Below are 11230 nucleotides of genomic sequence, written 5' to 3'. Positions count from 1 at the left end.
TCCGGTGCTCACTCGTCGCCGAGCTCGTCCTCGCCGTAGGTGCCGTAGAGCAATGTGCCGCCGAGCCAGTTGAGCGTGTCGTCGCGTTCGGCGGCCGCGAGCAGCCGCGTGCCGATGGCGGCGGCCTTCGGGAAGCCGGCGTCGACGAGGTCGATCGTGTTGCGCGCGAGCAGATGCATCAGGGCGTGCGACGGCACGATCGGGATGCCGTTCGCGCGCAGCAGCTGCTTGGCGTCGTCGATCGCCGGCGCGCGGCCCAGGTCGCCGTCGAGCAGTTCGCTCAGCTCCTCGAGCGCCGTGTCGCGCAGCCAGCGCACCGGCATCGTCAACGTCATCGCGTAGCAGGCGGCGGACAGGTCGAGCTTGCCGAGATTGCGCATCGCGTAGGCGAGGCGGTAGTAGAGCATGGCGACGTCGTTGGCCTCGACGGCGTACGGCAGCGCCTTCGTCAGCACGTCGGCGTCCTTCTGCCAGTCGGGCTCCTCGACATCCACATACATCGCCGATTCGCTGATGTACGGCGGAATCGACAGTTTGCCGATGTGGTGGATGCGCGCGAGCAGTTCGCGCGCCTTGTCGAACCGCCCGTTGGCGATGTTGATGCGCGCGAGCTCGATCAATGCGCGGAACAGCGCGTCCGGGACCTTGAAATAGCGGATCGTCGACGGGTCGACGCGCGGTTGGCCGTCCGCATGCGCCTGCGGATTGTCGTCGGCGAGCGCGACGAGTTCGCGCTCGCCCTGGTTGTTGCAGTACAGCGGTCGGAACGACGGCGTCTCCTGCGGCAGCGACTTCGACAGCTCCATGACGACCGATTCGAGTTCGATCGCGGCCGACACCGGCGACTCCTCGTTGTCCTCGATGATTTTCTCGACGTCGGCGATCGAGATCGGCGCGTCGTCGTGCAGTACATCGAGTTCGCATGCGCGTTCGGCGCGCAGACGCTCGCCGAGGTCGGCGGGCAGCTCGCGCATGTCCTTCCACAGCGGCACGCGGTGCGCCTTGATCGCCGGCGGCATCGGCAGCGGCGCGACGCCGCGAAGGCCGAGGTCGGCGCCGAGGTCGACGGCCTGCGCGGCCGGCGCGAGCAGCCGCAGCAGCGCGGCCGGATCGAAGTCGAGAACGGCGTCGCCTATGTCGTCGCCGAGGTAGCGCGGCAGCACGTCGCCGTAGAAGGCCATGCGTTCGAAACGCATCGACAGCACCGGCGTGCCGGTGATCATGCCGGCGCGCGCCGTAATCGTCACCGACGTCGTCGCGACGCTCGACGAGAAGCCGATGTAGGCGAGCAGGCCGGCGAGGCGCAGCGCGTAGACGGAGGCCTGCGCGCCGCGCGTGTCGCGCGCGTCGCGCCAGACGCCGTCGTCATCGACGCGCGAGGCCGGGAATCCCAACGCCGTCGGCGCGCCGAACGCGATCGCCATCGTGCCGGACGCGTTGTCGACGTCGACGCCGTACTGCAGACGCAACGGCAGACGCAGCTGTTCGGCGACGTTGCCGAAGCGCGTCAGCGACTCCCATGCGCCGCCGCGTCTGGCGCGCGCGTCGTAGAGCTCCATGAACGGGTTGCGCGCGTCGATTTCGCCACGCACGAAGCGCGCATGCTCGCCCCAGTGGCCGAAGGCGTCGCGGAACACGAATCCGGTCGTCCGTTCGTCGAGCGTCGCGAGCAATGCGACGTCGTTGTCGAGGCGCGCGGCGACGTTGCGCGCGTCGACGGCGCGGTTGAACGCGCCCTCGACGGCGATGACGAGGTCGCGCTGCAGACCCTGCACGGCCTCCTCGTCGAAGTTGATCCAGAACTGGCCGGTCGTGTCGAGCCGATGCATGCCGAGGTCGGTGTTCGCGGCGATCGCGCGGATCTGCGGCGCGCCGATCTCGACGAGCTGCCGCGCGAGCGCGCGTTCGACCGGCGTGACGCGGCCGCCGTTCGACATGCCGCGGTGGATGACCATGTCGATCGCGTCGGGCAGCGGCATCTTCTCGACCTGTTCGAAGAAGTCGGCGAAGCGTCCCGAGCTCGTCGTGATCTGTTCGCCGCGCACGGCGGGCAGACGGCATGCGAGCAGCCAGCAGGCGGCGATCGCCTCGGCGCGCGGATGCGGCGCGCGCCCGTAGACGCCGGCGTCGAACGAGCACTGGGCGATGAGGACGGCGCCGTCGGGGCCGACCGCGTATTCGCCGATGCAGATCGGCAGGTCGGGGTCGTCGCCGCGGAAACCGTGCACGGTGTCCCAGACGAAGATGCCGCCGATCACGTCGTTGCCGGCGTTCCATGCGTCGAACTTGAGTTCGACATCGGCCGTCGACGGCTCCTCGGTGAGCACCGTCGACGTCGGATGCACGGCGTCGTCGCCGGCGATCCACGCGAGGATGTTCATCTGGCCGGCCGGTGTCAGTTCGACGATGTATCCCTGGCCGCCGTCGGGCTGCTCGAGCGCCTGCACGACGCCGACGCGCATGTCCTGCGGCTGTTCGGGCACCGGGTCGATGAGCCTCACCGGGCCGTTCGTGTGCCCGCCCGCCGCGCCGGCGCCGGCGGCGGCACGGCGGCGGCCATGCCCGACGGCTGCTGCTCCATTGGCTGCTGCGGCTGCGCTGATTGCCGCTGCTGCGCCGCAGCTTCGGCGTCGCGCTGTGCCTTGTCCTTCTTCCTGCCGAATCCGAACACGTCGCGTATGCTCCTTCCCGACGGCGCCGCCAGGCTGTCGTCGTCTGCTGCGTCTGCGGCGCATATCGATGTCCGTCACCGGACCGATCGTCTGCGAGACCTCGGCGCCCGCAGCCTCAAGCCTTCCTCGGAGGGCATTGCGCCTGCGCCACCGTTGTGGCGCGCCTTTCCATGGTTTCGTCAGTGTAGCGCAGTCGCCGCGCGCCTTCACCGCCGTCCCAGCACGTGAGAACCGCGCGCGGGCGCGCGGGCGCAGCCGATGCGGTACCGTGGTGTCCATGCATGTGATCCTCGCCTTCGACAAGATCCTCCTGTGGTTCCTGCTGTACAGCTTCATCGGCTGGCTGTGGGAGACCTGCCTCAACATCGTCATGAAGAAACGCTTCGTCGACCGAGGCATCCTCAACGGCCCGCTGTGCCCGATCTACGGCTTCGGCGCGCTGCTCGCGATCTACGCGCTGCCCGGCGAGCATTCGTTCCTCGCGCTCTTCCTCAGCAGCGGCGTCCTCGCATGCACGCTCGAATACCTGACCTCGTGGGGCATCGAGAAGCTGTTCCACATGCGGCTGTGGGACTATACGAACAAGCCGTTCAACATCAACGGCCGCGTCTACCTCAACGGCTTCATCTTCTTCGGCCTCGGCTGCACCGTCATCAAACTGTGGGTGCAGCCGCACGTCGCCGAACTATGCGACGCGATCGACCCGACGACGCTGATCGCCGTCTCGACGACGCTGCTCGTCATCACGCTCGTCGACGCCGTCATCACCTTCGGCAGCCTGATCAGCATGAACAGCCGCCTCGGCCACGTCGAATCGGACATCAAGTCGCTCAAGCAGCGCGGCATCGCACACATCGACGTCGGCATCACGGCGGCCGACGCGCACGTCGAGGCCGCCGGCGCGCGCTTTAACGCGGCCACCGACGGCCTCGGCACGCGTGTCGGCGAGAAGGTGCACGACGCCGGCGAACGCGTCAGGGACGCGAGCGACCAGTTCTCGGCGCATGTGCATGACCTGTTCAGCCTGCAGCAGCGCCGCCTCATCGACGCCTACCCGCAGATGCGCACGACGCACGACCCGCATCTGCTCAAGGAGGTGCGCGCGCAGTTCGCGAAGTACCGCGAGCGCCGCGCGCCGCACACGTCGCACTGAGCCGTCCGCGAGCGCCGCGGCCGCAACGCATGCGACATCCCTTCGGCGTACGCTGGCCTCATCTCCGTCCCGTCGATCCGAAAGGCTCCCATGATCAACGACCGTTTCAAGGACATGCTCAACGAGAAATCCGTCATCCGTTCGATCAGCGAACGCGCGAGCGCACGCAAGCGCGAGATCGGCGCGGACCACGTCTTCGACTTCTCGATCGGCAACCCGAACGTCGCATGCCCGTCGCAGTTCACCGACGCGATGCTCGACCTCTACTCCACCGAGCCGCCGCATGCGCTGCACGGCTACAGCCCGTCGACGGGCATCCTGTCGGTGCGTCAGGCGATGGCCGACTCGCTCAACCGCCGTTTCGGCATGGACTACGAGGCCATGCATCTGTTCCCGACCTCCGGCGCCACCGGCGCGCTCGCGCACGCGTTCCGCGCCGTGACGAAGCCGGGCGACGAGATCGTCACCTTCGCGCCGTTCTTCCCCGAATACCAGCCGTATGTGGAGGGCACCGGCGCGACGCTGACCGTCGTGCCGCCGGACACCGAGCGTTTCCAGATCGATTTCGACGCGTTCGAGCGCACGCTCAACCCGAAGGTCGCGGCCGTGCTCATCAACACGCCGAACAACCCATCGGGCACCGTCTACTCGGCCGAGACGCTCGAGGCGCTCGCCGACATGCTGCGCGCCAAGCAGCGCGAGTTCGGCCATGACATCTTCCTGATCTCGGATGAGCCGTACCGCGAGATCGTCTTCGACGGCGCCGAGCAGCCGTATCCGGCGCGCTTCTACGACAACACGCTCACCTGCTATTCGTTCTCGAAGTCGCTGTCGCTGCCGGGCGAGCGCATCGGCTACGTCGCCGTCAATCCGCGCGCGACCGACGCCGATCTGCTCGTGCCGATGTTCGCGCAGATCAGCCGCACGATCGGCCACAACTGCCCGTCGTCGTCGATGCAGCTCGCCGTCGCGCGCGTGCTCGACGACACGAGCGACCTGTCGATCTACGAGACGAACATGAACATCATCTACGACGCGCTCGTCGACCTCGGCTTCACGGTGCAGCGTCCCGGCGGCACATTCTACATCTTCCCGAAGGCGCTCGAGGAGGACGCGAACGCCTTCGCGCGCAAGGCGATGGACTACGACCTGTACATGGTGCCCTCCGACTCCTTCGGCATGCCCGGCTATCTGCGCATCTCCTACTGCCTCGAGACCGACCAGGTGCGCCGCGGCGCCGAACGGCTGCGCGAGTTCGTGACCGAGGTCTACGGCGGCTGACTTCCGCCCGCCGCAATCGTCGGCCCCGCGCGAGGCCGTCCGTCCGTACAATGGGTCAGGGACGGCCGAGGCGGCGCCGACGCAGGATCGGCGCGCACGGGCACGTTCCGGGAAGGTCGGCATGGGTAACATTCTCGACTACGCGCATACGGAGACCCGGGATTTCTCCGAGTGGCCGTTCCATGTGGCCGACGCGCTCGTGTTCGCGCTGCTGAGCTACGACAAGATCCCCGACGACGTGCCGACGCTCGCGACGCTCGAACAGCGCTACGGCAGCTTCGGCAGGCGTGTGCGCTCCTTCGACTGGCATCGGCTCGCGCATTCGTTCCGCGCGCTCGCCCGTGCGCCCTTCGACGGCCCGGCGCTGCGCCGGATCGAGCATGAGCTCGGCGCCTACGAGGTCGACCATCCCTATATCGCGAAGCATTCGGGGTTCGGCGATCCGCGCGTCTCCCATGAGTTCTACCGTTCGATCGCCGCGAATCCGCGGTTCTCGGTCGTGCATGTCTCGGCGGCCGAGGAACGCTTCGACGAGGCCGCACAGACGCAGTTCGCCGCGTTGACGTTCCGGCTGCCGACCGGCGAGCTCGTCATCGCCTTCCGTGGCACCGACGATTCCCTCGTCGGATGGAAGGAGGACTTCAACATGGCCTACCGGTATCCGGTGCCGGCGCAGAAGCACGCCGCCGACTATCTCGAACAGGTGGCCGCGCTGTGGGACGGCGACATCATCCTCACCGGCCATTCGAAGGGCGGCAACGTCTCCGTGTACGCGGCGATGAACGCGCACGACGACGTCAAGGACCGCATCCGCCACATCTACTCCTTCGACGGCCCCGGTTTCCCGCCGGACGTCGTGCGCAGCTACGAGTACGGCACCATCGTCGATCGCGTCACGAAGGTCGTGCCCGATTCGTCGATCATCGGCATGCTGCTCAACGAGTCGCCGCGCGAACGGCTCGTCGTCGTCAAATCGGACGCCGACGGCCTCGGCCAGCATTCGTGCTACAGCTGGCAGATGCGCGGCGACGACTTCGAGATCGCGCCGGGAGGACTCTCGGACAGTTCGAAGACCTTCAACGACGCGCTCAACGATTGGCTCGGCGGCATGACGCAGCGGCAGCGCGAGCATGGCGTCGAGGCGCTGTTCCGCGTGCTGATGTCGAGCGGCTACAAGAGCACGACCGAGCTGATGAAGGCCGGCCCGCGCGTCATCCCGGGCATGCTCGGGCAGTATGTGGGCCTGACGAGCGAGGAGCGCAAATACATCAACCAGGCGTTGTGGATGCTCGCGACGGCCACGTTCCGCCACTGATCCGCCGGCGCCGCGCAGCCGGCCCGTCCATGCCGGGACCCGCTCCCGGTTTTCGCCAGCAGCCATCGAACGGCCTCGGCGCATCCTAGTGCCTATACACTGGTGAACAACGGCAGGAGCGCAGGGTTCCATCCCGCTCTCTTCTCTCGCGCGTGGCGCATGGTCCGAAGGGAATCCGGCACCCGTGCCGCCATCAACAATCGACCCAATCCGAAGGAGCGGAACGCATGTCTAGGCCTCGTCGTGATTCAGAGATTCTCCCGGCCAAGGAACGGCTTGAGAATGCATTCTGGACGCTGCTCGAGGAGCACGACTACGACAGGATCACGGTGACCGACGTCGTGCACGCGGCGCAGGTGAACCGCAACTCCTTCTACTACCATTACTCCGGCCTGCCCGAGCTGGCCGACTCATCGATCCTGCATGAGGTCGAGCGGCTGCCGATGCCGATCTATACGCGTCCGGATAGCGACCCGAACGTCGAATGGCGCCATTTCTGCGTCCGTCTGCTCAACGACCCCGAGCAGCTGCAGCATCTCAACCGCCTGTCGCTGCTCGTCGGTCCGCACAGCAACGAGGAGCTCGTCGAATCGCTGCGTGACTTCCTGCGCATGACGCTGTTGACGATCGTCGGCTCCGACATGGTCACGGTCGAGCCGAAGACGAAGATGCTCGTCGACTTCTGCGTCGGCGGTATCATATCGTCGCTGTACAACTGGCCGCAGCTGCGCAACCAGATCTCCGCCGACGACATGCTCGACAGCGACGTCGCAATCCTCGCGATGGGCCTGTTCCTGACGATGGCCGACGAGGATCCGATGTCCTACTGGCGTCGCATCGTGCTCGGCTACAACCGCGTGCACAACCATGTGCCGAGCTTCATCGCCCCCGGCGACCGCCACCGCTGAACGGCGCCCATACCTGTTCCGCGGCCCCCGATGGTTCGACGACCATCGGGGGCCGCGTCGTCCTCCACGGTTCCTTGCCGCCGGTATGATGGCGGTGCCGCCGACCGGCGGCCGTCGATTCGTTTTTCTTTTTCGGGAGCGTCATGGACTTCGTGCTGAACTGGCTGCGTGCGAACAGCGGCAAAATCATCCTCGTCGTCGTCGTGACCGTCGTCGCGATGATCGCGGCGCGCGTCGCGTCGCGCGTGCTCGACAAGGTGCTGCGCCGCTCGCAGATCCCGAACGCGTCGATCTTCATCAACCTCGCGCGCATCCTCATCTGGACGCTCGCCGTCACGATTGTGCTCAAGCCGGTCTTCGGCGTCAACCCGGTCACATTGTTCACGGCGCTCGGCATCGGCGGCTTCGCGATTTCGCTCGGTCTCAAGGATTCGATCGCGAACACGATCGGCGGCTTCCAGCTGATGTTCTCGCATGTGCTGCAGCCGGGCGACGTCGTCTCGATCTCCGGCGTGACCGGCACCGTCACCGACGTCACCTGGCGGCAGACCGTCGTGCGCGAGCGCAACGGCAACACGTTGATGATTCCGAACTCGGTGCTCAACACGACGGCGCTCGAGAAGTACCTGCCGACGAACGAATCGCAGGTGACGATCCCGTTCACGGCGAAGCCGGGCGTCGACATGGACGCATTGACCGACGAGCTGCTCGGCAAGATCGACGAATCGGCGCACGACCTGATCGGCGACGAGCCCAAGCCGATGATCCGCTTCACCGGCTTCTCGCCGTCCGGCACGACCGGCAACATCATCGCCTATGCGAAGCCGGGCGTCGCCCTGTCGGCCGTGACCGACGCGATCGCGCGTGACGTGAGCGCGTCGCCGATGTTCACCGACCTCGCCGCTTCCGGCTCGGTCGCCGCGAAGGACGCCGCCTCCCGCTGACGCACGCGTCTACAGCAGCGTCATCGCGAAAGTGCCGATGACGCCGACGGCGAGGAAGACGATGACGCCGGCGTTGCCGAAGAAAGCCGGCATCACGGCGCCGCGCGGCAGCTCGTCGGGCGCCGCGTAGAAACGGAAGCGCCGGCGCCTGCGGATCAGCAGCACGAAGCCGGCGATGACGCCGGCGAACATCAGCACGAGGTAGAGCGCCATCGCGACGATGAACAGGACGTCGCCGGTCTGCGGATGGCTCAGCAGGTCGGGCTTCGTGATGATCCGCTCATAGCGGTCCAGCATCGACGTGCCGACGATCGCACTGTTCGCGTTGATGACCATGTGCAGCGCGACGCTGTAGCGCAGCCGGCTCGTGCGCGTGTAGACGTAGCCGAACAGCAGTCCCAGACCGAAGGCGTAGAAGAACTGGTACAGGTTGAGGTGGAACAGGCCGAAGAACAGCGCGGACAGCACGATCGCCGGCTTTTCGCCGTAGCGGCGCAGACGGCCGATGATCTGCCTGCGGAACAGCCATTCCTCGACGAGCGGCGCGACGACGACGGTCGCGATCACCATGACGAACCAGTTCGATCCGCTCATCATCTCGTTGATGCGGTTGTCGGCCTTCCCCGACGACAGCAGCGCGGACAGGCCGGTGCCGAGCAGGTTGCCGACCCAGATGATCGGCAGGCACATCAGCAGATAGACGAACCACTGCGAGACGCGCAGCGCGAAACGGCGCGGCACGAGCAGCGGCGTGCCACGGAACAGCTGGTAGCCGATCGGGATCGCGCACACGCACAGCGCGAAATCGGAGATCGTGATCGCCATCCAGCCGGCCATGCTGCTGCGCAGCCACATGAAGGCCGACTGCAGCAGCAGCGAGATGGCGCACCAGATGACGATGATGAACGTGGATCCGGCGCCGATCGACGACGCGGCGCGGCGCGCCTTCGTGACGCGTTCGTCCATCCGCGGCTGCGGCCCCAGCGCATAGTACATCGGCTGCCGCGCCGGCGGCATCGGCATCGTCGGAACGCTCATCGGCGACCTCACAGCGCGACGGCGGCCGTGATGACGGTGCCGAAGAGCACGAAGAGCAGGATGATCGCGAGGATGCTCATCACGAGCGAGACGGCCGAGATGATGATGCCGGCGAGCGCGAAGTCGCCGCCGCGTTCACCGGTCTTCTTCGTCTGCGAATAGCCGATGATGCTCAGGATGAGGCCGATGAGCGAGAAGAAGAACGAGCAGACGAAGCCGGCGATCGACATGGCGTTCCATTTCGACGACGGCGCGGCATAGTACTGCGGCTGTGGCGGCTGGTAGTTCGGGTACTGCGGCGCGCCGCCGCCGGCGTACGGATTGTTCACATATGGGTTGTTCTGGCTCATCATGTCCTCTTTCCCGCGCGTGCGCGCGTGTCCTCGGCGCTCGGGCGGCGCCACGCATCGTCTCTACATTAGATGAGAACGCCGCGTGGTGCACGCGGCGTTCTCATGTCCGTCGACGTCAGTCGATTGTCAGTCGTCCGTCAGTCGTTGTCGAGCAGCGAATCGTAGCCGTCGCTCGTCACGTCGCATTCCGACAGCGGATCATAGGTCTCGTCGAGGATCGTCTTGCCCTTCGAGTTCTCGAGGACGAACTCGACCTTCGCGTCCGTCAGGTCGTACTGGTCCTCGAGCTGCTTGGCGAACTCGCTCATCGGCGAGCACATGATGCCGTCCAGCATCGTCGTGTAGACGCTGGAATACTCGTCGTAGCTCGAATCGGTGATGCGGATCAGGTAGATCAGCGTGTTGCCCTTCGCCGACACGTCGAACTTCATGCCTTCGGTGTCGCCGGAGGATTCCTCGATGGCCTGCTCGAGCTGCTTCTTGACCTGCGGGTTGTGGAAGGCCTGCTCGAGCGTCTTGCCGTCGCGCAGCTCCTGCTCAAGGACGTCGCTGCCGAGGCTGTTGCCGCCGAGCGGCTCGTCCGGGTCGTCGGTGGGCTCGTCGAAGGGATCGTCCGGATCGTCGGTCGACTTCGGCGACGTCGTCATGCTGTGCGTCGAGCTCGAGCTCGGCGACTCCGCCGGCTTGTTGCCGTCGCTCTTGTTGAGCGCGAAGACGGCGAAGACGATGCAGGCGATGAGCAGCACCGCGGCGATGATGCTGACGATGATGATCGGCGTCTTGCTGTTCTTCGGCGGCTGCTGGCCGTTGAACGGCGCATTGCCGTCCGGCGGGATCTGGCCGGGTCCGCCATAGGTGGCGGGCGCCTGCTGCTCGTAGCCGTAGCCGCCCGCCGGCGCATAGCCGTTGGCGTCGGGATAGCCGGCGGCCGGCTGCCGCATCGGCTGCGCGCCGCCATATGGCGTCTGCCGCATCTGGCCGTAGTCGAAGGCCTGCGTCGGCTGCGCCTGCGCGGCGCCGTCGAACTCGGTCGTGCGCGGCTGCTGCGGACCGCCGTACGGGTCCTGATAGGACGGCATCGGCTGCGTCTGGTTCATCTGCGGCGTGGACGGCGTGTAGGCCTGCGTCTCGTCATAGCCGCCATAGGCCGCCGGCGCGCCATAGGGCTGCGTCGGCTCCGGTCCCGCCGAACGCGTGTCCTCGTAGTTGGGATAGCCGGGAGCCTGCGGATAGCCCTCGCCCTGTGGTTGCCCAGCCGGATCATACGGCGCATTGGGGTTGCTCATTATGGTGTCTTCCCTTTCCTGGTCGGCCGGACGGCCGGCGTCGCATGACGCGGCATGGCCGTCCCGTCGCGATGCGGCAGGCATCATCGACGTCGTAGTTCGGCGGCGTTCGGCAATGGCCATGACGAGCACGTTACGTTCACGCGCGCGAATGGCACCAGTGTATCGAAGCGCGACGCGCCGCAGGCGTCCGTTCTGACCTATGAGATATCGCCGGTCCACCCATCGGCCCGACCGGACGTGCACGGCCTGTACGCCGTGGACCGCAGGACGCTTCGCG

At 66.6% G+C, this 11230-nt stretch carries 10 protein-coding genes; 5 read left to right on the top strand and 5 right to left on the bottom strand.

Translation table 11 applies throughout. The features are described from left to right. Positions 1 to 8 precede the first annotated feature (8 nt). Positions 9 to 2501, bottom strand: a complete 2493-nt coding sequence (locus BCHO_RS02545; RefSeq protein WP_051911595.1) for a tetratricopeptide repeat protein — start codon at positions 2499 to 2501, stop codon at positions 9 to 11. Beyond that, complete coding sequence (locus BCHO_RS09170; protein ID WP_156097566.1) at positions 2498 to 2671, bottom strand: hypothetical protein; 174 nt, start codon at positions 2669 to 2671, stop codon at positions 2498 to 2500. The genes BCHO_RS02545 and BCHO_RS09170 overlap by 4 nt, the downstream gene beginning before the upstream one ends. Before the next feature lie 278 nt (positions 2672 to 2949). On the opposite strand from BCHO_RS09170, the gene BCHO_RS02540 reads away from it, so the two are divergent. The 5 genes from BCHO_RS02540 to BCHO_RS02520 all read left to right on the top strand — a co-directional run bounded on the left by BCHO_RS02540 (position 2950) and on the right by BCHO_RS02520 (position 8273). After that, positions 2950 to 3825 (top strand): putative ABC transporter permease, encoded by an 876-nt coding sequence (locus BCHO_RS02540; RefSeq protein ID WP_024541621.1) that lies wholly within the window; start codon positions 2950 to 2952, stop codon positions 3823 to 3825. A 90-nt stretch (positions 3826 to 3915) separates the two neighbouring features. After that, entirely contained in the window at positions 3916 to 5106 is a 1191-nt protein-coding gene (locus BCHO_RS02535; protein ID WP_024541622.1) for a pyridoxal phosphate-dependent aminotransferase, read from the top strand. A gap of 121 nt (positions 5107 to 5227) precedes the next feature. Beyond that, positions 5228 to 6421: a DUF2974 domain-containing protein gene (locus BCHO_RS02530; protein WP_024541623.1), complete on the top strand. Its 1194-nt coding sequence runs from the start codon at positions 5228 to 5230 to the stop codon at positions 6419 to 6421. A 227-nt stretch (positions 6422 to 6648) separates the two neighbouring features. Further along, positions 6649 to 7329 (top strand): TetR/AcrR family transcriptional regulator, encoded by a 681-nt coding sequence (locus BCHO_RS02525; protein ID WP_024541624.1) that lies wholly within the window; start codon positions 6649 to 6651, stop codon positions 7327 to 7329. A gap of 143 nt (positions 7330 to 7472) precedes the next feature. Beyond that, positions 7473 to 8273, top strand: a complete 801-nt coding sequence (locus tag BCHO_RS02520) for a mechanosensitive ion channel family protein (protein ID WP_024541625.1) — start codon at positions 7473 to 7475, stop codon at positions 8271 to 8273. Between the two features lie 9 nt (positions 8274 to 8282). On the opposite strand, the gene BCHO_RS02515 is transcribed toward BCHO_RS02520, so the two are convergent. The 3 genes from BCHO_RS02515 to BCHO_RS02505 all read right to left on the bottom strand — a co-directional run bounded on the left by BCHO_RS02515 (position 8283) and on the right by BCHO_RS02505 (position 10950). Next, positions 8283 to 9311 (bottom strand): CPBP family intramembrane glutamic endopeptidase, encoded by a 1029-nt coding sequence (locus BCHO_RS02515; protein WP_051354952.1) that lies wholly within the window; start codon positions 9309 to 9311, stop codon positions 8283 to 8285. An 8-nt stretch (positions 9312 to 9319) separates the two neighbouring features. Continuing rightward, a complete protein-coding gene (locus tag BCHO_RS08710) occupies positions 9320 to 9661 on the bottom strand; it encodes a DUF4190 domain-containing protein (RefSeq protein ID WP_157775071.1) in 342 nt (113 codons plus the stop codon). 140 nt (positions 9662 to 9801) lie between these two features. Then, positions 9802 to 10950, bottom strand: a complete 1149-nt coding sequence (locus BCHO_RS02505; protein WP_024541626.1) for a DUF4854 domain-containing protein — start codon at positions 10948 to 10950, stop codon at positions 9802 to 9804. Positions 10951 to 11230: the final 280 nt, after the last annotated feature.

Origin of the sequence: Bifidobacterium choerinum, from assembly GCF_000741135.1 — a bacterium.
GTDB lineage: Bacteria > Actinomycetota > Actinomycetes > Actinomycetales > Bifidobacteriaceae > Bifidobacterium > Bifidobacterium choerinum.
This window is presented reverse-complemented; position numbering and strand designations above follow the sequence as displayed.

Excerpts from the sequence above, each read along its gene's own strand:
- BCHO_RS02540 (WP_024541621.1), top strand. The coding sequence starts at position 2,950 with ATGCATGTGATCCTCGCCTTCGACAAGATCCTCCTGTGGTTCCTGCTG.
- BCHO_RS02535 (WP_024541622.1), top strand. The coding sequence starts at position 3,916 with ATGATCAACGACCGTTTCAAGGACATGCTCAACGAGAAATCCGTCATC.
- BCHO_RS02530 (WP_024541623.1), top strand. The coding sequence starts at position 5,228 with ATGGGTAACATTCTCGACTACGCGCATACGGAGACCCGGGATTTCTCC.
- BCHO_RS02525 (WP_024541624.1), top strand. The coding sequence starts at position 6,649 with ATGTCTAGGCCTCGTCGTGATTCAGAGATTCTCCCGGCCAAGGAACGG.
- BCHO_RS02520 (WP_024541625.1), top strand. The coding sequence starts at position 7,473 with ATGGACTTCGTGCTGAACTGGCTGCGTGCGAACAGCGGCAAAATCATC.
- BCHO_RS02515 (WP_051354952.1), bottom strand. The coding sequence starts at position 9,311 with ATGAGCGTTCCGACGATGCCGATGCCGCCGGCGCGGCAGCCGATGTAC.
- BCHO_RS08710 (WP_157775071.1), bottom strand. The coding sequence starts at position 9,661 with ATGAGCCAGAACAACCCATATGTGAACAATCCGTACGCCGGCGGCGGC.
- BCHO_RS02505 (WP_024541626.1), bottom strand. The coding sequence starts at position 10,950 with ATGAGCAACCCCAATGCGCCGTATGATCCGGCTGGGCAACCACAGGGC.